This is a genomic window from Acinetobacter wanghuae (assembly GCF_009557235.1).
Lineage (GTDB): Bacteria > Pseudomonadota > Gammaproteobacteria > Pseudomonadales > Moraxellaceae > Acinetobacter > Acinetobacter wanghuae.
Map to the genome: position 1 here is coordinate 1,977,900 of NZ_CP045650.1, position 24,527 is coordinate 2,002,426.

Annotated in this window: 25 protein-coding genes, 2 tRNA genes and 1 other RNA gene; 13 read left to right on the forward strand and 15 right to left on the reverse strand. The window is 41.0% G+C overall.

The window, feature by feature from the left end; translation table 11 throughout:
* Positions 1 to 466: 466 nt before the first annotated feature.
* From GFH30_RS09315 to GFH30_RS09325, 3 genes are all read left to right on the forward strand, one after another.
* Positions 467 to 1,456: a LysR family transcriptional regulator gene (locus GFH30_RS09315; protein ID WP_153372033.1), complete on the forward strand. Its 990-nt coding sequence runs from the start codon at positions 467 to 469 to the stop codon at positions 1,454 to 1,456.
* 128 nt (positions 1,457 to 1,584) lie between these two features.
* Positions 1,585 to 2,907: a hemolysin family protein gene (locus GFH30_RS09320; protein ID WP_153372035.1), complete on the forward strand. Its 1,323-nt coding sequence runs from the start codon at positions 1,585 to 1,587 to the stop codon at positions 2,905 to 2,907.
* Between the two features lie 43 nt (positions 2,908 to 2,950).
* Positions 2,951 to 3,229: a hypothetical protein gene (locus GFH30_RS09325; protein WP_153372037.1), complete on the forward strand. Its 279-nt coding sequence runs from the start codon at positions 2,951 to 2,953 to the stop codon at positions 3,227 to 3,229.
* A 39-nt stretch (positions 3,230 to 3,268) separates the two neighbouring features.
* On the opposite strand, the gene GFH30_RS09330 is transcribed toward GFH30_RS09325, so the two are convergent.
* Entirely contained in the window at positions 3,269 to 3,775 is a 507-nt protein-coding gene (locus tag GFH30_RS09330; RefSeq protein ID WP_153372038.1) for a hypothetical protein, read from the reverse strand.
* Between the two features lie 166 nt (positions 3,776 to 3,941).
* Here GFH30_RS09330 and GFH30_RS09335 point away from each other — a divergent pair, with 166 nt between their 5' ends.
* The 3 genes from GFH30_RS09335 (at position 3,942) to GFH30_RS09345 (ending at position 5,645) form a co-directional block, all read left to right on the forward strand.
* Entirely contained in the window at positions 3,942 to 4,670 is a 729-nt protein-coding gene (locus tag GFH30_RS09335) for a hypothetical protein (protein WP_153372040.1), read from the forward strand.
* A gap of 120 nt (positions 4,671 to 4,790) precedes the next feature.
* A tRNA-Leu gene (locus GFH30_RS09340) sits at positions 4,791 to 4,876 on the forward strand.
* Positions 4,877 to 4,964: 88 nt separating this feature from the next.
* Positions 4,965 to 5,645, forward strand: a complete 681-nt coding sequence (locus GFH30_RS09345) for a hypothetical protein (protein WP_153372042.1) — start codon at positions 4,965 to 4,967, stop codon at positions 5,643 to 5,645.
* A 38-nt stretch (positions 5,646 to 5,683) separates the two neighbouring features.
* Here GFH30_RS09345 and GFH30_RS09350 read toward each other — a convergent pair whose 3' ends face one another.
* The 5 genes from GFH30_RS09350 to rlmE all read right to left on the reverse strand — a co-directional run bounded on the left by GFH30_RS09350 (position 5,684) and on the right by rlmE (position 10,703).
* Complete coding sequence (locus tag GFH30_RS09350; protein WP_153372044.1) at positions 5,684 to 5,998, reverse strand: DUF5713 family protein; 315 nt, start codon at positions 5,996 to 5,998, stop codon at positions 5,684 to 5,686.
* 103 nt (positions 5,999 to 6,101) lie between these two features.
* Entirely contained in the window at positions 6,102 to 6,956 is an 855-nt protein-coding gene (gene folP, locus GFH30_RS09355) for a dihydropteroate synthase (protein WP_153372046.1), read from the reverse strand.
* 181 nt (positions 6,957 to 7,137) lie between these two features.
* Positions 7,138 to 7,788: a YitT family protein gene (locus tag GFH30_RS09360; RefSeq protein ID WP_153372048.1), complete on the reverse strand. Its 651-nt coding sequence runs from the start codon at positions 7,786 to 7,788 to the stop codon at positions 7,138 to 7,140.
* 242 nt (positions 7,789 to 8,030) lie between these two features.
* Entirely contained in the window at positions 8,031 to 9,920 is a 1,890-nt protein-coding gene (ftsH, locus tag GFH30_RS09365) for an ATP-dependent zinc metalloprotease FtsH (protein ID WP_153372050.1), read from the reverse strand.
* Positions 9,921 to 10,052: 132 nt separating this feature from the next.
* On the reverse strand, positions 10,053 to 10,703 hold the full coding sequence (gene rlmE, locus GFH30_RS09370) for a 23S rRNA (uridine(2552)-2'-O)-methyltransferase RlmE (RefSeq protein WP_153372052.1): 651 nt from the start codon (positions 10,701 to 10,703) through the stop codon (positions 10,053 to 10,055).
* Positions 10,704 to 10,899: 196 nt separating this feature from the next.
* Between rlmE and GFH30_RS09375 the strand changes: the two genes are divergently transcribed.
* The gene (locus tag GFH30_RS09375; protein ID WP_153372054.1) at positions 10,900 to 11,223 is read left to right on the forward strand and encodes a YhbY family RNA-binding protein; all 324 of its coding nucleotides are present in this window, start codon (positions 10,900 to 10,902) and stop codon (positions 11,221 to 11,223) included.
* 11 nt (positions 11,224 to 11,234) lie between these two features.
* Positions 11,235 to 11,774 carry a DOMON-like domain-containing protein gene (locus GFH30_RS09380; protein WP_153372056.1) on the forward strand — a complete coding sequence of 180 codons (540 nt, stop codon included), beginning with the start codon at positions 11,235 to 11,237 and terminating at the stop codon, positions 11,772 to 11,774.
* 158 nt (positions 11,775 to 11,932) lie between these two features.
* On the opposite strand, the gene GFH30_RS09385 is transcribed toward GFH30_RS09380, so the two are convergent.
* A complete protein-coding gene (locus GFH30_RS09385; protein ID WP_153372058.1) occupies positions 11,933 to 12,421 on the reverse strand; it encodes a hypothetical protein in 489 nt (162 codons plus the stop codon).
* A 309-nt stretch (positions 12,422 to 12,730) separates the two neighbouring features.
* Between GFH30_RS09385 and carA the strand changes: the two genes are divergently transcribed.
* The 4 genes from carA to GFH30_RS09405 all read left to right on the forward strand — a co-directional run bounded on the left by carA (position 12,731) and on the right by GFH30_RS09405 (position 18,526).
* Positions 12,731 to 13,873, forward strand: a complete 1,143-nt coding sequence (carA, locus tag GFH30_RS09390; RefSeq protein ID WP_153372060.1) for a glutamine-hydrolyzing carbamoyl-phosphate synthase small subunit — start codon at positions 12,731 to 12,733, stop codon at positions 13,871 to 13,873.
* 13 nt (positions 13,874 to 13,886) lie between these two features.
* Positions 13,887 to 17,117, forward strand: a complete 3,231-nt coding sequence (gene carB / locus GFH30_RS09395; protein ID WP_153372062.1) for a carbamoyl-phosphate synthase large subunit — start codon at positions 13,887 to 13,889, stop codon at positions 17,115 to 17,117.
* Positions 17,118 to 17,206: 89 nt separating this feature from the next.
* Positions 17,207 to 17,683, forward strand: a complete 477-nt coding sequence (gene greA / locus GFH30_RS09400; protein WP_153372064.1) for a transcription elongation factor GreA — start codon at positions 17,207 to 17,209, stop codon at positions 17,681 to 17,683.
* A 219-nt stretch (positions 17,684 to 17,902) separates the two neighbouring features.
* Positions 17,903 to 18,526: a CatB-related O-acetyltransferase gene (locus GFH30_RS09405; protein WP_153373430.1), complete on the forward strand. Its 624-nt coding sequence runs from the start codon at positions 17,903 to 17,905 to the stop codon at positions 18,524 to 18,526.
* Here the strand turns inward: GFH30_RS09405 and GFH30_RS09410 are convergent.
* The 5 genes from GFH30_RS09410 to coaD all read right to left on the reverse strand — a co-directional run bounded on the left by GFH30_RS09410 (position 18,523) and on the right by coaD (position 21,384).
* The gene (locus tag GFH30_RS09410; RefSeq protein ID WP_153372066.1) at positions 18,523 to 19,974 is read right to left on the reverse strand and encodes a KAP family P-loop NTPase fold protein; all 1,452 of its coding nucleotides are present in this window, start codon (positions 19,972 to 19,974) and stop codon (positions 18,523 to 18,525) included. The genes GFH30_RS09405 and GFH30_RS09410 overlap by 4 nt on opposite strands.
* A gap of 100 nt (positions 19,975 to 20,074) precedes the next feature.
* Positions 20,075 to 20,151, reverse strand: a tRNA-Met gene (locus GFH30_RS09415).
* A gap of 72 nt (positions 20,152 to 20,223) precedes the next feature.
* Positions 20,224 to 20,601, reverse strand: an RNA gene (gene rnpB / locus GFH30_RS09420) — RNase P RNA component class A.
* A 26-nt stretch (positions 20,602 to 20,627) separates the two neighbouring features.
* Positions 20,628 to 20,891 (reverse strand): YfhL family 4Fe-4S dicluster ferredoxin, encoded by a 264-nt coding sequence (locus GFH30_RS09425; protein ID WP_153372068.1) that lies wholly within the window; start codon positions 20,889 to 20,891, stop codon positions 20,628 to 20,630.
* Position 20,892: 1 nt separating this feature from the next.
* Positions 20,893 to 21,384: a pantetheine-phosphate adenylyltransferase gene (coaD, locus tag GFH30_RS09430; protein WP_153372070.1), complete on the reverse strand. Its 492-nt coding sequence runs from the start codon at positions 21,382 to 21,384 to the stop codon at positions 20,893 to 20,895.
* Positions 21,385 to 21,523: 139 nt separating this feature from the next.
* On the opposite strand from coaD, the gene smpB reads away from it, so the two are divergent.
* On the forward strand, positions 21,524 to 22,003 hold the full coding sequence (gene smpB / locus GFH30_RS09435) for an SsrA-binding protein SmpB (protein ID WP_153372072.1): 480 nt from the start codon (positions 21,524 to 21,526) through the stop codon (positions 22,001 to 22,003).
* Between the two features lie 56 nt (positions 22,004 to 22,059).
* Here the strand turns inward: smpB and GFH30_RS09440 are convergent, their stop codons facing one another.
* The 3 genes from GFH30_RS09440 to rluD are packed head-to-tail and all read right to left on the reverse strand — an operon-like array spanning position 22,060 to position 24,482.
* Positions 22,060 to 22,611: a flavodoxin family protein gene (locus GFH30_RS09440; RefSeq protein ID WP_153372074.1), complete on the reverse strand. Its 552-nt coding sequence runs from the start codon at positions 22,609 to 22,611 to the stop codon at positions 22,060 to 22,062.
* Positions 22,612 to 22,651: 40 nt separating this feature from the next.
* Complete coding sequence (gene pgeF / locus GFH30_RS09445; RefSeq protein ID WP_153372076.1) at positions 22,652 to 23,392, reverse strand: peptidoglycan editing factor PgeF; 741 nt, start codon at positions 23,390 to 23,392, stop codon at positions 22,652 to 22,654.
* Between the two features lie 37 nt (positions 23,393 to 23,429).
* On the reverse strand, positions 23,430 to 24,482 hold the full coding sequence (gene rluD / locus GFH30_RS09450) for a 23S rRNA pseudouridine(1911/1915/1917) synthase RluD (RefSeq protein ID WP_153372078.1): 1,053 nt from the start codon (positions 24,480 to 24,482) through the stop codon (positions 23,430 to 23,432).
* Between the last annotated feature and the right edge of the window lie 45 nt (positions 24,483 to 24,527).

Below are 24,527 nucleotides of genomic sequence, written 5' to 3' on the forward strand. Positions count from 1 at the left end.
ATAAGCATTTGTTTTAATTTAATTTATATAAAAATAAGTCTGTGTTTTTTGTCTAAATATTCCTCAAAAAAACTTTTCAACTTTCATTAGACTTAAGTCTTTGAGACTTTGGTCAGTGCTCAATATTCACTAAAAACTGAGCAAAACAGAATAAAAATCACATTCATGCTTCGATTCACTTCGGTATATTTCACGTAATAGTGATCATTATTTTATGAGCTATTCTCATCTTCATCCTAGGTCTACCCTCTCTCTTAAAATAGTCATTCGTTATAAGCAAAATAATCGTGCAGAGTCAGGCATTATCACAGCAGTTAAGCAGTTTAATATTCAAATTTTAATTGCTTATTTTTAGCTAAAATCATGCTTCTAATGCTTCGCTTTTTTTCATCGCGTTCTTACATAAGCCGTCTCGGATATGGCATAATCACCATAATTTCATGATTTTATTCTCGGTATTTCTTTTATGAATCTGGAGCGGGTCGATCTCAATCTATTAATTTATCTTGATGTACTTCTTCGCGAAAAAAATGTAACTCGTGCTGCAGAACAATTGGGTGTCACCCAACCTGCAATGAGTAATATTTTACGTCGTTTACGCAATTTATTTAATGATCCCCTCTTGATCCGTTCATCTGAAGGGATGACACCGACAGAACGTGCATTAGAACTCCAACCTCGTATTCGTGACGCCTTATCTGATCTTTCCATGATTTTAGAGCCGCGCACGGAGTTCCGTCCTTATACCTCGAATCGTGTATTCCGGATTATGACCTCGGATTATGCCGAAGCGACGTTAGTACCTCGCTTAGTCAAAGCATTACGTTCTGAAGCACCGAATGTGGTGCTCGACTTTTTAACCCCAAGTGATGTGTCTTATCGCGACATGGAACAAGGTAAAGTCGATCTTGCGATTAATCGCTTCAATGAAATTCCACAAAGTTTCCACCAAGTGTTGGTATGGCGTGACAGTTTTTCTTGTCTGCTGAATCAAAAACATCCCGCTGCGGCAAATTTGAACTTAAAAAGCTATTTAGATGCACAGCATATCTGGGTCTCTAAAACTGGTATGGGCGTTGGCTTCGGGGTGAATCCTGAGAAACAAGCAGGACTCGGTTGGATTGATCAAGCTTTAGAGCGAATTGGTCAGAAACGTAAAATTTCAGTCTTTACCCGTCATTATCAAATGCCAGCACTGTTGGCATCGAATGTTGACTTGGTTGCAACACTGCCTTCACGTATTGCGCGTTTACAAGCCAACAGCCAAAATTTACTGATTAAAGATCCACCGTTTTATATTCCTGAATTTGAACTCAAAATGGCATGGTGTCCTTTACTGCATCATCACCCTGCGCATCGTTGGTTACGCCAATTGATTTTGTATGTCGCACGTCAGATGATCGAAGAAGAGAACCGTGAATTTTTAAACAATAATTCTCAGTTTTCACATTATTAATTGTAATTTTTGCTAAATTCTTATTTTCTAAGCTTATAATCAAGGGACTTAAGATGCATTTTTTGCAGCTCAGGTCCTTTTTTTATGTTAAAAATATTATTAGATGATCTTTTTCCACAGGTGGATTCGTGAGCCTCTTTCAAAATATCGTGATCATTTTAATACTCATCGCGGGGGCTGGTTTTTTATCGTTAACAGAAATCGCGCTTGCCGGTGCCCGCAAGGTCAAACTTAAAATTTTGGCTGAAACGGGAGATGTTCGCGCACAAAAAGTATTAGATCTTCAAGCAAATTCAGCAGACTTCTTTGCTGCTTCTCAAATTGGCTTAAATGCCGTTGCCATCTTGGGTGGTATTTTAGGTGAAGGTGCATTTCGACCGTATATCATCGAATTTGTTTCGCGCTTTTATACAGGTCCTTGGGCAGAAAATATCAGTTTTGCCATTTCATTTACCCTAGTGACATCACTGTTTATTCTTTTTGCCGATTTAATGCCAAAACGCTTGGCTATGATTGCACCGGAAAAAATTGCAGTATCTGTCATTGATCCAATTCAAATCTTCATTCGTGTTTGCCGACCTTTGGCTTGGTTTATTAATGCGATTGCCAACTTGCTGTTCCGTTTATTCAAAGTGAATACCACACGGGATGACAATATTACCTTTGATGATATTTCAGCTGTCATGGATGCAGGTGCGCAAGCCGGGGTGTTACAAAAACAAGAACATCACTTTATTGAAAATGTATTTGAACTTGAGGAGCGAAATGTTCCTTCTAGTATGACCACCCGTGAAAATGTGGTGTACTTCACTTTAAAAGAATCAGAAGAAAGTATTCGTCAAAAATTGGCAGAATTTCCTTATTCAAAATTCTTAGTGTGTAGTGAAAATATTGACGATGTGATTGGCTATGTCGATGCCAAAGATATTTTGGTCCGTATTCTGAATAATCAGTCTTTACTGCAACTCAATGAAAATACCATTCGTAATGTGCTGACCATTCCTGACTCATTAACCCTATCTGAACTACTCGATCGTTTCCGTTCGACCAAAGAAAAGTTCGCCGTGGTGATTAATGAATATGCCTTGGTTGTTGGTGTCATTACCTTGTCAGATATTATGATTACCGTGATGGGTGATTGGGTCACCCCGATTGAAGCCGATCAACAAATCATTAAACGTGATTTAAACTCATGGCTGATTGATGGTAGTACCCCGATTGAAGATTTAAAGCATGCGCTTGAAATTGACACGATGCCTGATGATGAAACGTATGAAACCCTAGCTGGTTTTATGATGTTCAAGTTGCGTAAGATTCCACGTCCTGCCGATACCGTTATTCATGCCGGTTATAAATTTGAAGTAGTCGATGTTGATCATTTTAAAATTGACCAACTGTTAGTGACACGGATTGATGAAATAAGTGCACCGAAAATTGAAGACCCTGAGTAATCAGGTTCTTCTGCTATATATAACAAGAACGAGGAATACTTAGATGTCTATTTCCGCCCTACTTGCTTGTTTTAGTTTTTATTCTGCGCTTTATTTAATTTATTATTTCTTTGTCAAAGTCCAAAACCCGCTGTTTTTATGTTTAGCTGTGGGCTTACTCATTTTCGCATGCATCATTACGCCTTATGGCTATGAACGTCGCCGCGGCAGTTATGATCGCACCATGAGCTTCGGACAATATCTTGCTGTACCTCTCATCATGTGGGGTCGTTTGTTTATCCTGCCCATCAGTTTAATTTTAAGCTGGTTATATTCAAATTAAAAAAGCACCTTAAGGTGCTTTTTTTATTGGCTTCGTGCTTTAAACCGCTCTTAATAACACATCCAAAACAGCTTGATAATGAATACGGATATCATCTTCTAAAATTTTATACGCATTATCAAATTGCACCATTGGCCAACCTTCTTTCCAAAATGGGAAGATATTGTGTAAATCATGGGTCACAATCGCATCTTCACGCACAATGGCTTGCGCAATGGCAGATAACACCTGAGCTGTTTCCGCACCATCAATTGCCATATAGTCAATGCCACGTGCTTTTAAAATACGAACACGGTCTTTTTTGTAGCGAATTTTTTTAATTTGCCCTGCGCTTAAGCCCAATGCTAAAGACACAGCTTCAACAAATTTATCTTCAAATGACTGATTCAATGCCACGATGGCTTGTTTATGTCCTTCCTGACGACCCGCTTTGCCTGCCGTACGAATGGCGAGCTCCGCTTCAGTATTTAGCGTATCGTTCTTCATTGTTTGAAGGATGTCTAAAATTTCGATGTCGCTTAATGTGTCAGGAGATTGATCAGTCATGAACTGTCCTTAAAATAAATCTAGAATTGCGTATTTTCGCATAATTTGGCGTAAATTACCCACAATCTTCATCAGCATTCACAACAAAAGCGCTAGAGAATTTATTCTGCTATTTTAAAACAATTGCACTATAGTACTGACCTGTCTTTTATTTTCTTTTTAATCCATGCAATCAACGCAAGTCAGCCTGCTTTTAGCACACGTTAAATCACTGTACCCAAAGGCTTTTCAGCGCAATTATGTTTTTTATGGTCAAATTAAAACTAAAGGGGTTTTAGATGATCGTAAGGAATTTATCCCATGGATTTTAGCCTTGATGATTTTCGTGCCGATTAGCTTGGTGCTGAAAGATTATTTTTTGGCTGTGTTCGATACTGATGATGCCTTTAAAGCGCACACTTCAGCCGTGATTGCCATTTTATTATTTTTGATGCTCATTGTGCCGCTGATTATTAAGCAGATGAAACACTCTTCGCATTCACTGTATCAGCAGTTAAAACACAGCCCGATTAAACTAACGGTCGTTATTGTGCTTGAAGCGTTAAATTTGGCTTTTTTGCAAAGTAGCTTTGTGTTGTGGCTATTGTTATTTTTCGGTGTCAGTTTTGGATTTGTGCGTTTTTATAAAGAAAATTTATTTCGTAATGAAAGTAAAGAGAGCGATCTTTATCAGCTCCAACAACTACGTCTTGCTTGTTTTTGGGCATATAAACAAACTTATCATTTACGCTTTCAATTATGTTTTCAATCGAAAACATCTCCTCAATATAGTCTGAAGAAAAAACAGCTCAAACACTATTCCAATCTGCATACACAGTTGTTTAAAGCTGAACACGAATACTGTAAAAAGATTAAACATATTGATTTGGACAGTTATTTAGATGAGCTGACGTAAGACTGAGTTGAGATAATTTGCAATTATTTTAAACATAAGCAGCTGAATTGATTGAAAAGAAAGCAATTAAGCACAAATAAACTTGCCAACTGATATTTCGTCCTCTATTATTGCGCTCATGCCCGAGTGGTGAAATCGGTAGACACAGGGGATTTAAAATCCCCCGCCCACAAAGCGTGCCAGTTCGAGTCTGGCCTCGGGCACCATTCTTAACTTCAAGAATGGTGCAATAAAATTTCCAGCTGATGCTGGTTTTTTTATGCCTAAAATTTAGCATTACGGAAATCAATCCGCATGTCATCGAGTTTTAATCTACAACAATTACAATTACGCCATCCCGATGCATTTTTTTATACACTCGGTTATAGCCGTTATAAATATTTCAATCCCGCCACCGACATACATCTATATTTACGCCTCTCCTTACTCATGCTGCTCACCACATTGATGTGCTTCTTGATTTCTGCACCGCTGTATTGGCATTACTTTGAACACAAAGAGCAAGCGATCAGTGCAGGATCTATGATTCTGATTGCATTCATTTATCCTTATTTGTGGCGCATGCAAATCCAAGCAAAATACAGCTCTTTTCGTTATGCCAAACGGCTACAACGTTGTTTATATCTACAATTGCCGCTTTTTCTTTTGTGTTTGCTGAATTTTAAATATACGCAATCGGCTGTTTTAGGTATGCCCTGTTTAGTGTTCATTACATTAAGTTTGGCGACAATTTGGATGGAAGCATTATTTAAAAATGCGACCCCTCGGATTGATTTAGTGCGCTTACAAAAAATTCGTCAATTGGCATATTGGTCATATCGTCAGTCACGCTTGAAACATCCTCAAGCTGTCGCTCATCAAACCCATTTAAAACAGTATTATTTAGACTTACATCACACATGTATGCAGGCCGAACAGTCGCTTTTAAATCAGATTCGTCATTCAACGATCAAAGACGCATTTTTAGATTCTTAGCTGCATAAAAAAGCCCTGTAAATTACAGGGCTTTTTGCTTACCACTCACGCGTGGCAACCAACTCTTCCATCTCCACATCGAAATAACCCTGCTCTTGCACCACCATCATCATGGCTTCAGCAATATAATCCGCAGCGGTATCATCAAGTGATGAATCAAGATCTTCAAACTGGGGCTTCATTTTATTAATGTCCGCCACAGTCAGTTGAGCAAACTGGTAAATATCTGGTTCAGATAAACCTGCTTTTTCAACTTTTTTTGCAAAACGTTCGACATGTTGCTTTACTTCAGCAACTAGAATATCGGGATAATATTCATCATCGAACATGGGGAGAAGTAAATCTGTACACATACAGGCACTCTAAATGACAACATTACACAACAAGCGTGCCTATATAACATATTGCTGATCAAAAGCCAAACAACCGCAGCCATTTATACCATTTTTGAGCTGATTATGATGCTGCTTGCATCGCCTGCCAAACACGAATCGCATCGACCGTGGATTTCACATCATGCGCACGTACCATACACGCACCTTGTTGAATACTCATCAGATGTGCGGCAACAGAACCCACAGCGCGTTCAATCGCATCTGCACCACCTAATGCTTCACCAATAAAACGTTTACGCGATAATGCTGAAAGAATGGGATAGTTCATCGCGTTTAATTGATAGAGCTCATTTAGAAGTTTTAAATTTTGCTGTGCATTTTTCGCAAAGCCAAATCCGGGATCAATCATAATATGTTCTGGCTTTACCCCAGCATCTAAGGCATCTTGAACACGCTCGGATAATTCGCGCATCACATCTTGGGTCACATCATCATATTGATCAAGATTATTCATGGTGGTAGGTTCACCACGCATATGCATAACAATCACAGGAATATTCAAGGCTGCTGCAGTTTCTAATGCATGCGGACGTGTCAATGCACGAACATCATTCCAAATATGCGCACCTGCACTTACAGCAGCACGGATGACTTCAGGTTGAGAGGTATCAATTGAAATGATGACATCATGTTTCGCCAATTCTTCGACAACAGGGATGACACGTCGGATTTCCTCTTCAACCTCAACCACAGATGCACCGGGACGTGTTGATTCACCGCCGACATCAATGACTGTCGCGCCTTCTGCAATCATCTCGAGTGCGCGTGCGACAGCAGCATCTTTGGCGTGATGCTTACCACCATCACTAAAAGAATCAGGGGTAACATTGAGAATCCCCATAACATGCGGCTGAGATAAATCCAACGTCAAACGTCCAAAGTTCCATACTCGGGTTGGTAATGGCATCAGCTGCATGTCAACATACTCCTATTCAAATTGGCTTTCATTGTCCATTTTCTAAATAGGAAAGCAAGCCAAATCAAGAATCTTCAACTCTTTCGCCTGCTTCTCTTTCACAGGTTAAATCACTTTATTTTGATTTTATGCTTTTAACTATATAAGTCCTTTGAACCTAACCATCACCTACAGATTAGGGCTATGATTTACCTTGATAACGCCCTGGGCGATGATTTAAAGCCAAGAATACACCCATAATAATGGCGGCAAGAATTGACCATAGCACTTGTTGGTAGGGCATCACACCAAAGGCAAATGCAACGACAATACAATCTATCCACATTTGCACTTTACCCGCACTCATTGCAAATTTTTCTTGTAAATATAAGGAAATAATCGTCGCACCGCCTAAGCTTGATTGATGTCTTGCCAAGAATAAAATACCTGTACCAAGCATCAACCCACCCGCAATAGATGCAAACATGGGGTGTAGATAATCAATGTGTAAATAGCGAGGCACCACAAAGGTCATTAAAGCCAGCATACCGACACAGATAAAGGTCTTGAGCGCAAAAGCACGCCCTAAATAACGCCATGCAAACCAATAAAATGGCAAATTAATTAAAAAGTACACCAAGCTAAAGGACCAGCCTGTTGCGTAATGAATCACAAAGGCAATGCCTGCGGTACTTCCAGTCAGTAGACCTGCTTGTTCATAAAGAATCAGCGTAATCCCAACAAATAGGGTCCCTGAAAATAATGCAATACTGTCATCCATATAACTATGTTGAAGCGGATGGCTGGTATCGAGATGATGCATTTTGCCTGCTGTTTGACGTAGGTTATTCATGTTTTGAATCCTAAGTTCACCGTTGTACTTTTGGTATCAGGTGAATGACGTATAAAACGCTTGTGGCGTCGATTACTTCTTGTATTTTTAATATGCCAAACGTCGAAATTTTCTACAATCTTTTTATATTCACTCTATTCAAATATAACGTTAAAAGTATGCGCACCTGTCGATAAAAACTTTGCTTAAGATTATTTTAGCGCTAAAAAAACCACCCGAAGGTGGTTTTTTTAAAACATGAATTAGTTCGCTGGTAATGGCGGAGGTGTCAACGGACCATCGGTCGGTGTTACATCAATCACAGGATTTTCTGCAATATACACTTTCGGTGGTTGTGGCTCACGTCCTTCCATAATGTCGCGGATTTGATCACGATCAATGGTTTCCCATTCCATCAAAGCTTTCACCATGGCATGGGCAATATCTTTATTATTTTCTAAGATATCGCGTGCAACACGGTATTGCTCATCCAAAATACGGCGCACTTCACGATCTACTTCAAGCTGAGTCGTTTCAGAAATGGTACGACTGCCGATGCTTCCCATGAAGGATTGCTGTGAATCATCTTCGTAAACCATCACGCCCATTTTGTCAGACATACCGTACTTGGTCACCATCGCACGTGCCATTTTCGTTGCACGTTCGAAGTCATTTGAAGCACCCGTCGACATTTGATTAATGAACACTTCTTCAGCGATACGACCACCGAATAAGATAGAAAGTTCATTCAGCATTTTGTCTTTGTAATGACTGGTTTGGTCATGTTCTGGCAATTGCCATGTAACACCCAATGCCCAACCACGCGGCATAATCGTTACTTTATGCACAGGATCTGTACCCGGCAGCATTTCAGCCACAATGGCATGACCTGCTTCATGGTAAGCCGTTGCACGACGTTCTTCTTCACGAATGACCATCGATTTACGTTCAGGACCCATGTACAACTTGTCTTTTGCATCTTCAAAGTCATGCATATCGACTGTGTTCTTGTTACGACGTGCAGCGAACAAAGCAGCTTCATTAATCAAGTTTGACAATTGCGCACCTGAGAAGCCCGGTGTACCGCGTGCAAGTACTTTAACGTCAACACCAGTGACTGAAGGTAATTTTTTCAAATGTACATTCAGAATTTGTTCACGACCTTTAATATCAGGCAGGCTTACCACCACTTGACGGTCAAAACGACCTGGACGAAGTAAAGCTTTGTCCAGTACATCTGCACGGTTTGTTGCAGCGATCACAATAATGCCTTCATTGCCTTCGAAGCCATCCATTTCAACCAACATTTGGTTCAATGTTTGTTCACGTTCGTCGTTACCGCCGCCTGTACCTGAACCACGATGACGACCCACTGCATCAATCTCATCGATGAAGATAATACATGGCGCATGGCGTTTGGCTTGTTCGAACATGTCACGGACACGAGACGCACCCACACCCACAAACATTTCAACAAAGTCAGAACCTGAAATACTAAAGAATGGAACTTTGGCTTCACCTGCAATAGCTTTTGCAAGCAATGTTTTACCGGTACCCGGAGGACCGACCATTAAAACGCCTTTTGGAATGGTCGCACCAAGACGTTTAAACTTGGTTGGGTCTTTTAAGAAATCGACAATTTCAACAACTTCTTGTTTTGCTTCATCACAACCCGCAACATCAGCAAAAGTCACTTTAATTTGATCTTCAGATAACATTTTGGCTTTTGATTTACCAAAGCTCATTGGGCCGTTTTTGCCACCAGCGCCGCCACCCATGTTGCGCATAAAGAACATGAATAACAAAATGATCAAAAGCACTGGGAAACTTGCAATGAGTAACTGCATCAACACGCCTTGACGCTGTGGTGCTTCGCCTTCAACAATGACATTGTTTTTGATGAGGTTTGGCATCAATTCAGGGTCTTGAACTGCAGGGCGGATACTTTCAAACTCAGAACCGTTTGATTTCTCACCACGAATTCGCTCACCGTCAATCGTCACTTGCTTGACTTGTCCAGCATTGACTGCAGTGACAAACTCAGAATAGTTCATAGATGTCGGTTGCTTGCGGTCGCTGACGTTACTGAATATTAGAACCAGCACGCCTAATATTACGAGCCACAATACGGCATTCTTAAAAAGATCGCTCAAAGCTTTATTCCCATTCCAATCTAATTTGATCATGCCCGATTAAGGGTGACCTTGATACTTAAGCTGCAAATCAACTTGCAATTATCTGAAAACGTACAAAATGCACAATTTTTAACGACTTGGCAAGTAGACTTATTTTAAAGCCTTCTTACGTCCCTGCCCAATTAAGAACACTTCTTTAGAGCGGGCACGTGATGCCAATGGTTTTGACGTCTTTAGAACATCAAAACTATCAACCACTTGCTTACGGAATTCATCAAAACCTGAGCCTTGGAAAACTTTTACCACAAATTGACCTTTGGGGCCTAGCACCTTATTTGCAAAATCTAAGGCAAGTTCACAAAGATAAATTTGGCGCGGTTGATCTACAGCCTTATTACCACTTGTATTGGGGGCCATATCTGAAATTACAACGTCTACAACGCGTCCATCTAAAATTTCGAGTAACTTTTGGAACACTTCTTCTTCACGGAAGTCACCTTGCAAGAAGGTCACATCGGGTAAAGCGTCCATTGGTAAAATATCAGATGCAATCAACAAACCATGATCACCGACCAATTTACCGGCAATTTGTGACCAACTCCCCGGTGCTGCACCAAGGTCAACCACCGTCATGCCGGGTTTAATGATTTTGTATTTTTCTTGCATTTCTAAGAGCTTATATGCGGCACGCGCACGATAGCCTTCCTTCTGTGCTTTTTTCACATAAGGATCGTCTAAATGCTCTCTCATCCAATCACGACTACTTTTTGATAATTTCTGGTTGGTAATGCGTGTCGCCATAACTCTCTAAATAAAAATAATTTCCAATGATTCATTGTACGTGAAAAACAGCGCTTTTGCAGTATACATCTGTATCTAAATCGCTGACTTTTGCTGCTTGAGCCTACAGATTGAAAATGATTATTTCCTGATAATTTACAGCGTTTGTTTTTGGATTTTGCTATACTAAGCCGTTTTAAAAATTAGGTTATCTCTCATGGCGTCTTTATCTATTCAAGAACGTAAACGTTTACGTCAAATCGGACATGCTTTAAACCCAGTGGTTATGCTTGGTGACAAAGGTTTGTCTGAAGGTGTGCTTGAAGAATTAAGCCGCGCTTTAAACGATCACGAACTGATTAAAGTAAAAATCGTTGCTGAAGATCGTGACGAACGTGCGGCTATGATCGTTGAAATTTCAGAAAAAACAGGCGCTGAAGTTGTTCAAAAAATTGGTAAAATTGCGTTGATTTATAAAAAAGCAGCGAAACAAAACCAAAAATTATCGAACCTTGTTCGTCACGCTCATTTGTCTAACTAAGTTCAAAATCTATGGCAAGTTACGAACTCAATGCCTTTGATCGCCGTTTTCAAGCGATCTCTTTGGTCGGTGCAATCGAACAACAAGGTCCTTGTGGTTTAAATGTGGGCTTTTGGTTACGTGACCCGAACCAATATATGCTTTGGCCAGAGATGGTCAGCGAAAACCCACGTCAAGATTTCTTATGGGAAAACACCTGTTTTGAGATCTTTATTGGGGTTCAGGGCGAAGATTATTATCGCGAGATAAATCTCTCCCCTTCTGAAGCATGGCAGGCTTATCAGTTCGAGGAATATCGCTATCCCGAAGTGATGCCGCCTGAAGTTGCGTATGATATTGACTTAAATCATCTCAAACGCACCCATTATGGCTTAAATGTCAGTTTAGACCTTGGGGTCTTTATGGCTGAACATAAGCTTAAATGGTCAGATATGTTCTTAGGCTTATCTGCGGTATTGAAAACCTCACAAGGTGATCAGTACTACGCCATGCAACACAGCAGCCCACAAGCAGACTTCCACAATAAACGTGATTGGCTGCATCTCTTCTAAAAAAATGTCGAGAGACCCCATACTCGGATCATGTGAGCTAAATAATGAGTGAGGTACGTACCTCACTTTTTATTTGCCTCAATTTTATGTTTACTCTATTTAATGTACAAAAAAGGGAGAACAAGATCTGCTCCCCTTTTTTGTGCTTTCTGATGAAGTTAACTTTTAAGATCTGTGCTTTTCTCAGCAGTATCACCTTTCACAACTGGATTGACCTTCTTCAGCACCTCAATAGTACTTTCTTTAGAACGCTTAAACGTGTCCGTCAAATGCTCTTTATGCTTACTTGAGATCTGCGAGACATCTTCTTTCAGTTCTTTACCCAGTTTAGATAGATCTTCAACCACTGCGTTAAATTCAGTTTTGATAAAAGATTTCAACTCATTGAGATCTTTTTGCGAGCCTAACAATTGCTCTTTTAAACTATCTAAACGTTGCAGTACATCTTGCTTGAATTGGCGCAATTGATCCTGTACTGTATCGTTAAGTTGCTTCGCTTCAGCTTCGAGCTTTTCTTTGCTCTCTTCAATGCTTTCTACTGCTTGTTCTTTCGCCTCTACTGCGGCTTTTTCAAGCTTTTCTGCAGTCTCTGTAACCACAGCATTCAGTGGTTTTTTAGGTGCTGTTGTTTTCGCTTCATTTGTCATGTGCTTATTCCTATAGTTATATTCTGACATAGCCATATTAGCGAATCTGATAAAAATTAACTTTTGATTTGTCTAACAATTATTAAATGGTTACATTTTTCAACATTGATTAAGAAACAGACTTTTGATCAAAAAGCAAGGCATTTATCTTACAGTTTTGCTTCAAAGCCGTTGGACTTCAAAGGTCTTACTGCGTATAATACCGTGTTAAGTTCAAGCGAGCAGACATAGGAGGGTTGGTTAAAAAAATAGCCTTCCTTTTTTTTCGTCTTCTCGCTTTTTTACAGCCTAAATTTCAGGAGCTTTGGTTTGAGCACCCCAGCAATTTTAGCCCTTGCCGACGGAACTATCTTTAAAGGTATTTCGATTGGCGCAACGGGTAGTACAACTGGCGAAGTCGTTTTCAACACTGCCATGACTGGCTATCAAGAAATTTTGACTGATCCAAGTTATGCACAGCAACTTGTGACTTTAACTTACCCGCATATTGGTAATACAGGTTGCAATGAAGAAGACGCTGAGTCAGGTCGTATCCATAAAGTATGGGCGAACGGTTTAATTATCCGCGACCTTCCTTTATTACATAGTAACTTCCGCGCTGAACAGTCACTTGGTGATTACTTAAAACAGCACAATGTGGTTGCAATTGCTGATATTGACACGCGACGACTCACTCGAATTTTGCGTGACAAAGGGGCACAAAACGGTTGTATTCTTGCGGGTGAAAATATCACTGAAGCAGAAGCACTCGAAAAAGCACGTGCCTTCGGTGGTTTAAACGGTTTAGACCTTGCCAAAGAATGCTGCGATCCGACCGGTTTTGAATGGACGACCGGTTCATGGACTTTAGGCAAAGGCTTCGCTCAACCAGAATTTAAATTCCATGTTGTTGCATACGATTACGGTGTCAAAACCAACATCTTACGTATGCTCGCAGACCGCGGTTGTAAATTGACTGTCGTGCCTGCGCAAACTCCTGCTGCTGACGTGCTTGCATTGAATCCAGATGGCGTGTTCTTATCGAACGGCCCCGGCGATCCAGCTGCATGTGACTACGCAATTGAAGCTGTAAAAACGATTGTAGAAGACGCTCGCAACGTACCAGTCTTTGGTATTTGCTTAGGTCACCAAATTCTTGCCTTAGCTTCTGGCGCTAAAACCGTGAAAATGCCGCATGGTCACCACGGTGCCAACCATCCTGTGCAGAATATTGAAACTGGCACAGTGATGATTACTTCGCAAAACCATGGCTTCGCAGTGGATGCTGAAACGCTTCCTGCTAATCTGAAAGCAACGCACAAATCTTTGTTCGATCAAACCCTGCAAGGGATTCATCGTACAGACAAACCTGCGTTCAGCTTCCAAGGTCACCCTGAAGCAAGCCCTGGTCCACATGACTGCGCACCATTGTTCGATCATTTCATCGAACTTATTGAAGCATCTAAGAAGTAATTAAGGAGCAATCATGGCTAAACGTACAGACATTAAAAGCATCTTAATTATTGGTGCTGGTCCAATTGTGATTGGTCAAGCGTGTGAGTTTGACTATTCAGGCGCGCAAGCGTGTAAAGCCCTTCGTGAAGAAGGCTACCGCGTTATTTTGGTGAACTCGAACCCTGCCACCATTATGACTGACCCTGCAATGGCAGACGCAACGTATATCGAACCGATTACGTGGCAAACGGTTGCACAAATTATTGAGAAAGAACGCCCAGATGCTGTTCTTCCAACGATGGGTGGTCAAACTGCATTGAACTGTGCCCTTGCCCTTGATGAGCACGGCATTTTAGAAAAATTCAATGTTGAATTGATTGGTGCGACGAAAGAAGCCATTGAAATGGCAGAAGACCGTAAATTATTCGATGATGCAATGCGTCGTATCGGTCTTGAATGTCCACGTGCTGCTGTTGCAAGCACGATGGAAGAAGCGTTTGAAATCCAAGCGAAATTGGGTTTCCCTTCAATCATTCGTCCATCATTCACCATGGGTGGTTCAGGCGGTGGTATTGCCTATAACCGCGAAGAGTTCATTGAAATTTGTGAACGTGGTTTCGATCTTTCTCCGACGCATCAGCTGCTTATTGATGAATCATTGATTGGTTGGAAAGAATACGAGATGGAAGTTGTTCGTGACAAAAACGACAACTGTATCATTGTATGTACCATTGAAAACTTTGACCCAATGGGCGTGCATACAGGTGACTCCATCACGGTTGCCCCTGCACAAACATTAACAGATAAAGAATTCCAACTTTTACGTAACGCATCTTTAGCTGTTTTACGTGAAATTGGTGTAGAAACAGGTGGTTCAAACGTTCAGTTCGGTATTAACCCGAAAGACGGCCGTATGGTTGTTATTGAAATGAACCCACGTGTGTCTCGTTCTTCTGCGTTGGCGTCAAAAGCGACTGGTTTCCCAATTGCGAAAATCGCTGCGAAATTGGCAGTTGGTTATACCCTTGATGAGTTGAAAAATGACATCACAGGCGGCGTAACCCCTGCATCGTTCGAACCTGCAATTGACTATGTTGTCACAAAAATTCCTCGCTTTAACTTCGAGAAATTCCCACAAGCAGACGCAGTATTGACCACACAGATGAAATCTGTGGGTGAAGTCATGGCAATTGGTCGTAACTTCCAAGAGTCTATGCAAAAAGCGCTTCGTGGTCTTGAAGTGGGTGCATGTGGCTTTGATGAAAAAATCGAAGTCGGTACTGAAGGCGCGAAAGACAAGATCTTACAAGAACTTAAAGTACCGGGTCCTGAGCGTATTTGGTATGTGGGCGATGCATTCCGTCACGGTTTCACGTTAGATGAAGTCTTCGCTGCAACCAACATCGACAAATGGTTCTTGATTCAAATCGAAGACATCATCAAAACTGAAAACCAAATCAAAACTTTAGGTTTTGGCGATTTGAATGCGGACAACATCCGTTCATTCAAACGTAAAGGTTTATCAGATCTTCGCATTGCGAACTTGATGGGCATTTCACAAAAACAATTCCGTAAACACCGTTGGAACTTGGGCGTGACCCCTGTTTACAAACGTGTCGATACTTGTGCAGCTGAATTCGAATCTGATACAGCATACATGTATTCAACTTACGATGAAGAATGTGAAGCAAACCCGTCGAATCGTGACAAGATTATGGTCATCGGTGGCGGTCCTAACCGTATTGGTCAAGGTATCGAATTCGATTACTGCTGTGTACACGCAGCGCTTGCAATGCGTGAAGATGGTTATGAAACCATCATGGTGAACTGTAACCCTGAAACGGTGTCCACAGATTACGACACATCAGATCGTTTGTACTTCGAACCAATCACATTGGAAGACGTACTTGAAATCGTACGTATCGAGAAGCCAAAAGGCATTATCGTTCAGTACGGTGGTCAAACACCTTTGAAATTGGCTCGCGCTTTAGAAGAAGCAGGTGCGCCAATTATCGGTACATCACCTGATGCGATTGACCGTGCAGAAGACCGTGAACGTTTCCAACAAATGATTCAACGTCTGCAACTTCGCCAGCCAAGCAACAGCATTGTTAAATCTGCTGAAGAAGGTATTGCCGAAGCATCGAAAGTGGGCTATCCACTTGTGGTACGTCCATCTTACGTCCTTGGTGGTCGTGCGATGGAAATCGTGTACAACGATGACGAATTGAAACGCTACCTACGTGATGCAGTTCAAGCATCAAACGAAGCCCCTGTTCTGCTTGACCATTTCTTAGATGATGCGATTGAAGTAGACGTGGACTGCGTATCTGACGGTAAAGACGTGGTGATTGGCGGCATTATGCAGCACATTGAACAAGCCGGTATTCACTCAGGTGACTCTGCATGTTCAATTCCACCGTACTCTTTATCTAAAGACGTTCAAGACGAAATGCGTCGTCAAACAGTTGCAATGGCGAAAGAGCTTGGCGTGATTGGTTTGATGAACGTTCAGTTTGCAGTAAAAGGCACTGACGTTTACATTCTTGAAGTGAACCCACGTGCATCACGTACTGTGCCGTTCGTTTCTAAATGTATCGGTGAATCGTTAGCGAAAGTGGCTGCACGTTGTATGGCGGGTCAATCTCTAGAATCTCAAGGATTCACGACAGAGATTATTCCAAAACACTTCTCTGTGAAAGAAGCAGTGTTCCCATTCAACAAATTCCCTGGCGTTGACCCAATCCTTGGCCCTGAAATGAAATCGACAGGCGAAGTGATGGGCGTTGGTAAAACATTTGGTGAAGCATTCTATAAAGCTGTTTTAGGCTCAAATGATCGTTTACCTGGTCTACCAACTGAAGGCGAAGTGAAACACGCATTCTTATCTGTTCGTCATTCTGATAAGCCACGTGCAGTCGGTATTGCGAAACAGTTAACGGATCTTGGCTTCAAAGTGATCGCCACAGGCGGTACCTATGATGTGATCCGCGATGCTGGTATTGCATGTGAACGTGTGAACAAAGTCACAGAAGGTCGTCCTAATATTGTGGACCGCTTGAAAAATGGTGAAGTTCAGCTCATTATCAATACAACAGAAGGCAAACAGGCTCAAGAAGATTCATTCTCGATCCGCCGTTCTGCACTTCAAGGCAAAGTGTATTACACCACAACCTTGAATGGCGCAGACGCAGTATGCCAAGCTTTAGCAATCAAATTACCAATGGATGTATATCGCTTGCAAGATTTAACTAAAGGTTAATTCAGCTTCCAAGAAGTCCCGCTACCTTCTTGGTGGCGGGATTTTTTTATTTATAGATTTTATTTTTTAACTGACTTTAGAGGGACAACATGCAACGTTATCCTATGACTCCTGAAGGCAAAATTGCCTTAGAGAAAGAATTGCATCAACTTAAAACTATTGATCGTCCACGTATTACCGCTGCAATTGCTGAAGCACGTGAACACGGCGACTTAAAAGAAAATGCAGAATACCATGCAGCTCGCGAGCAACAAGGTTTCTGTGAAGGTCGTCTACAAGACATCGAAGGTAAGCTTGGTGCTTGCCAAGTGATTGATGTCAAAACACTTGAGCAAAACGGTCGTGTTGTATTCGGTGTAACTGTGACCATTGAAAACTTAGACACTGAAGAACAAAAGACCTATAAAATCGTAGGCGATGACGAAGCAGATTTTAAAATTAATAAAATCTCGGTGAACTCTCCAATCGCACGTGGTCTTTTGGGCAAAAGTGAAGGCGATGATGCGAAAATCACTACACCAAATGGTGAAGTTGAGTACGAAATTGTGAAAGTTGAATATCTTTAATTTTTAAAGTTATTGAATGCACAGCCCCTCTTTTGAGGGGTTTTTTGTTCTTAAATACACCTCTCCCTACCCCTCTCCTATAAGGAGAGGGAACTTCTTTGTGTATCGAATAGCAATAGCTTCCTTAATGAATACTCCTTCTCACTCTGGGAGAAGGCTGGGATGAGGGAATTTATCTTTTCAGCTATAATCCCCTCACCCCATCAATTCCTTTTTCTTATGTCCGAGAAGCTTATCAACTCCCCCGTCAATCATTGGTGTGAGTTCGAATTTATTTCCAAAACCGTGAAGAATCCAAATATTCATATTAAAGGAAATTATTCTTATTATTCGGCCTATTGGGATCAGGGCTTTGAGCGCTGTGTGGTGCGTTATTTACATGATAAACCCTCAACAGTAGATAAACCTATTGATCAGCTTTATATCGGTAATTTCGTCTGTTTTGGCGCAGAATGCGTGATTATGATGGGCAGCAATCAACTGCATCGCACCGACTGGATTTCCGCCTTTCCTTTCGATATGCGCGGTTTCGAGCTTGCGGGAGACACCATCATTGGCGATGGTTGTTGGATTGGCTCACGTGCCATGATTATGCCGGGTATAACGCTAGGTGAAGGGGCTGTGGTCGCTACAGGCGCTGTGGTCACTCAAGATGTACCACCTTATGCTGTGGTGGGTGGTGTCCCTGCCAAAATCATTAAATCTCGTTTTTCTAATGAAGATATAAAAAAACTGCTTTCTCTTAAGCTTTATGAGCTAGATGAAAAGCAGTTTTTAAAAATGCGTGAATATTTGCAGACGGATGATGTTGAAAAACTAGCTAAATTTATCAACTCAATTTAGTATGCAAAACCAGATTCAATATATTGTCTACACTTCAAATCAAACTGATTCGATTGATGCAACGTATTTAAAGAATATTGTTTCAATAGATGTAATAGCTCTTCATCCCTATGCATTAATGCAGGACTACTTATAAATGAGTCTTTTATATCTATTTTTTTCTTAATATGATCAATAAAATGTACTATTGAATATTCTGTGCTAAATAATTCATTCCAAATATTCAACATAAGGTTAGACCTAGTATACCTATCTGTCTCGTACCAAGTTTCTGTAAAAACACTATGCCTAATCCTTATCATTAAATCTGTATAATTATGAATCGCATGATAAATGCTTTTAAATAAATCATCAGAATCTTTAAAGAATAAAGTAGCTAAAATGATTGAATCTTTCTTATGTTCATTCAATTTTATTAATGAAAACTGATTTATTTTATTTTTTAACTCGCGTTTAGAAAAACGAGTCTCTTGAATGTAAGCACGACACTCATGATAAAGATTATTTTTTTCTAAGTCCTCTTCCTTATGCCCCAATATTTTTATAAACAAATCTTTAGTAGCTTTTTCAAAATAATCAGGCTCATTTAATGTATTTTTGAGCTTAATTGTAAAGTCCACAAACTTATCTAGATACTCTTCACCGAATGTTTCGTCATAGCCATAATTGTGGCAAACAACTTTAGAAAATTGAGTTTTATCCATAACCAATACAAATACAATTTTCGGAATATCAAAAAAGTGTTTAATCCTTTCAATCAGTCGAATCGCAAAATCAGGACGACAGCGGTCTAACTCATCAATTATAAAAACTAAAGGCTCATCTAAACTTGCAGCCAACTCAGTCAATGTATTTTTGAAAGCATGTAAAGATTGTTTTTCCTCTTCATAACTATCGATTTTATTTTGAATTGCCTCTGTAACTTTTTCACCAATATTATTTGCTACATCATCTATAGCATCATCAATTTTATCTTTAATTGATTCACTATCCACTTTTATAAAAGGAATTATTCCTCCAGTTAATGCACAACTAATCATTGATGCGATCAGCGTTGGAGCGATTGTTAAAAGCCCTTGCTGCATAACTGCAGCAGCTTTCTTGAATTTATGTACTAAATGCTTATCAGCAGTTTTATCTAGTTTCGCTGCAATTTCAGAAGCTATAACAAGAAATGGATCATCTAAATAATCATTTGCAAAAGCATCTAAATAAATCACATTATGTGGAATCTCTGTGGTTTCTAAATGACGTTTCCAGTTTCGAACAAACCAAGTCTTTCCCTCGCCCCAACGTGCATCTAATGCCAATACAGCACCACATTGCAAACGATCCACATATTTCTCTAACTGCTCACCTAAGCGACGGCGATCCCACAAATCACCCTCCCAAGCAGTTTCAATATTCTCAAAATTATCTTTTTGCCAATTTAGTTGATTTGTTGTCATTGTTATTAAAATTCAGTTGCTTATTTCCAACCCATATTATCATTTTAATTTCCACAAGCATAAAAAAACCCACTCAATCGGAGTGGGTTTTTTCAGAATATGGTGGCTATGACGAGACTTGAACTTGTGACCCCCGCATTATGAGTGCGGTGCTCTAACCAACTGAGCTACATAGCCTTAAACTGTGCGCGCATTATGAGTTTTTCCAAAAAAAACGTCAAGCCCATATTGCGCTGTTTGATCAAAATTTGTTGAAGTGAGCCGATAAGCCGGGTTCTGTCGTGAACGATCATTCCTCTAGGCGCACAATCACTCATGCGCTCAAGCGACCTACCCGAATCCAGCATGGGCCATGCCTAATGGATTCCTATTTGGTCTTGCTTCCGGTGGGGTTTACCTCGCCATGAACTGTTACCAGCCATGCGGTGCGCTCTTACCGCACCCTTTCACCCTTACCTCCGATTCCGATTGCTCGAAAACATAATGAAGGCGGTCTTCTCTCTGCTGCACTTGCCGTCGGTTTACACCGCCCAGGCGTTACCTGGCACCTTGCCCTATGAAGCCCGGACTTTCCTCTCCTGCTTCAATCACGGAGATCTCCACAGCAGCGATCGTCTGGCTCACTTCGAGCAGCATACTAACAAATCTTGAAACTAATTGCTTGACGTTTTTTGATCAGTTAGTTTTTCGTACTTGGCTTGCAGCTGTTCTTGGGTTTCAAAATGGTTTGGATCAAGCGGAATACAATCGACAGGACAGAACAACTGACACTGCGGTTTATCATGATGTCCAACGCACTCTGTACACAAATTTGGGTTAATTTCATAGATGAGTTCACCCATGAAAATTGCCTCATTCGGACATACAGGTTCACAAACATCACAGTTAATGCATTCATCGGTGATATATAAAGACACGCTACCAACCTTGCTGTTGTTTACGTTTAAAGGCTTCGACCACAGCTTGCGGTACAAACTGAGTGACATCACCATTTAAACGGGCAATTTCACGCACCAATGTGGATGAAATAAACGAATATTGCTCTGACGGCGTTAAAAACACGGCTTCAAATTTTGAATCTAAACGGCGGTTCATATTTGCCAATTGAAATTCATACTCAAAGTCAGATACTGCACGTAAACCACGTAACACTGCAGTGGCTTTTTGTTCATTGAAGAAATTCACCAATAAACCGTCAAAACCTACAAATTCAACATTTCCTAAATGGCTGAGTGACGCTTTGGCTAAAGCAACACGTTCATCTAAACTAAATACTGGGTTTTTATGATGTCCAATCGCAATAGCAACCACAACCTCATCAAACATGCGCGATGCACGTGTCACCAAATCAATATGACCATTGGTAATTGGATCGAACGTCCCCGGATAAATAACACGAGTTTTAGACATCCATTTGTACTCTGTTTGTTATGTAGAATGCTATTTTAACAAAAACTTGTTTTTTTGGTGAATAATCCTCATAAATTTAAAAAACTTCATCTTGGTTCGAGTTGCGGTACAATAGGCTTAAGTTTGGAAGTATCAGATTATGGCGAAAGCAAGTATTGTAGTTAAAAAAAATAACGGCGGAACAATTGCACTCAATAAGCGTGCGCGCCACGATTATTTTATTGAAGAAAAATTTGAGGCGGGGCTGTCGCTGCAGGGTTGGGAAGTCAAATCCATGCGTGCGGGTCGTATGACCATTGTGGAAAGCTATATTACCTTTAAAAATGGTGAAGCATTCCTGTTCGGTGCGCAAGTTCAGCCTTTGCTGAGTGCATCTTCTCACGTTGTACCCGAAGCGACCCGTACCCGTAAGCTACTCTTAAATCGTCGCGAGATTGAAAAATTGCAAGGCGCAATTAACCAAAAAGGTTATTCGTGTGTGCCATTAGCATGTTATTTCAAAGGTCCGCGAGTGAAGCTTGAAATTGCATTAGTAAAAGGTAAGCAATTACACGACAAACGTGCGACTGAAAAAGATCGCGATTGGCAACGTGATAAAGCGCGTATTTTCCATAAATAAAATACTGCGTTAATAAAAAACCTCCAATCGTGGAGGTTTTTTTATGGCTAATGAAATTAATTTAAACGTAATACCGTTTGTGCAATATGCTCACCAAATTTAAATGCAGTTTCCAAATCCCCTTCGGGTGGTGTGACATCTACAGGTGCATTATCAGATTGCGTCATAAGCCCTAAAAAGCTCGACATACGGTTTAAGTCTGCATTGCTACGCCCTGTTGGCATTAAAGGCAAACCCGTCCACAGCATGCCATGCTGCATCGCAAATAAATTAATTTGCTGAAGAACGGCCAGTTTATCACCACTTAAGCCGCCACCATTGGTAAAGGCTGCAGCAAGTTTGCCTTGCCAAGTACGCGCCAACCAACGTTTAGAGGACTGTTCCATAAACAATTTCATAGCTGCACTCATGCTGCCCATATAAGTCGGACACCCCAAGACAATTGCATCCGCTTGATCTAAAGCATCCCAATCCACATACTCAACATCCATCACCTGAACATTGGCAATCGATTGCTTCGCACCATTGGCAATATATCCTGCCACTTTAGCGGTATGACCATAGGGGCTGTGATAAACAATCACGATGGTTTTGGAAGATAAAGACATAACAATTAACAGCCAATCATTTGGTAAAAGTGTAACATTTTCAAGCCATAAACACGAATGTTGCCATCCGCCCTGTTTTGGCTTCACGACGGTAAGAAAAATATTCATCTTGTTGGGTAAATGAACACTGATCTCCACCGAATACAGTGGTTACGCCATGCTGCTTCAAGATATAACGCGCAATCGCATACAGGTCAGCATAATGCTTGCCCTGCTTCTCGCCTGCTTTAAAAGCACAATCAAGTTCAGGATACTTCGAGCAGAAAGCCGCTTTGACTTCCTCTCCAATCTCAAAACAATCTTGACTAATAGCAGCACCAAGCCATGCAAATACAGGCTGTGTTTGCATTTCGGCAATAGTGTTTTCAATGATCCCGTTGGCAAGTCCTCGCCAACCTGCGTGCAAATTTGCGACTTCACTGCCGTCCACATTGACCAAAACCACAGGTAAACAATCTGCGGTCATCATCATTAAGGCATGCTTTTGGCGCTGCGTGACCAAACCATCACCGATCAATGCAGCAAAGGTCATTTGCTCATTAATGGTATGGCAAATGGTGCTGTGGGTTTGGGTCATCCACGTGATTTTATCAACACCATAAGGTTTAAAGTCGTTGAGTAATGCCATACGGTGCTGTTGCACACGTTCGGCATCATCATTGACATGCAATGCCAAATTAAAGCCACTCAGTTCAGGCTGCTTCGATGGTTGTATCTGTTCATGATGAACCCGGGTTTGCCCCACATAAACACCTTGCGGAAAACCCTCTACAAATTGCATGTCTATTCCTTTATTCCCTATGTTGTCGATTGTAAGCTTAGTACGCTTTGTTTTCAGTACGCAGCACTTCAACCAAATTAGCAAAGTCTTCTGGCCATGGCGCGTGGAAGGTCATTTCTTCTTTGGTTCGTGGGTGTTTCAAACCCAAAGTCGTTGCATGCAATGCTTGACGCTTAAAGTTACGCAAGGTGTCATCGAGCAATTGTGATGCGCCAGCAGGCATACGTACACGTGGCATATACACAGGGTCACCAATTAAGCCGTAACCTAAATAGCTAAAATGCACACGAATTTGATGGGTACGACCAGTTTCAAGGCGCGCTTGAATACGGGTGAAATGTTGGAAACGCTCCTTGACGTTGTAATGCGTAATCGCATCTTTACCGCCTGGAAGCACCGTCATTTTTACGCGATCGACCGGATGACGTTTGATCGGTTCATCAATCGTACCACCCGCAATGATATTGCCGTAAACAACCAAGTCATACAGACGATATACCGATTTTTTCTCAAGCTGACGGCTTAAAGAAAATTGCGATTCAAGATTTTTGGCAACCACTAATAAGCCCGAGGTGTCTTTATCAATACGATGCACCAAACCTGCACGCGCAAGCTCAACTGACTTTGGATAATGATGCAATAACGCATTCACCAATGTCCCTGAACTATTACCTGCACCCGGATGGACAACCATACCAACAGGTTTATTCACGACAATAATATCGTCATCTTCATACACAATATTTAACGGAATGTCTTCAGGAAGACTACGTGTTTGTGCTTCAAGCTCAACATTTAGGGTTAATATTTCTAAACCTTCACATTTATATTTTGGTTTTACCGGTTGACCATCAACCAATAAATTGCCTTCTTTGATCCATTGTTTTAGCTTTTCGCGTGAAAAATCATTCCATACGATGGCTGCAACTTGGTCGATACGCTGCCCGAGATAACTTTCATCCACTTGAAATTGCAACGATAAACGGGTTGCAGTTGTGCCTGAAGTATGGTTATCTGCATCCTCAGAATCTTCAAGTAAATTGAAATCAGTTTCAGGGATATTAGAATTGGAAGATTGTGATTGACTCATTTGCTCATTCAGGAAAAAGTGGTTTAATAGTGCAATTGTAGCTCA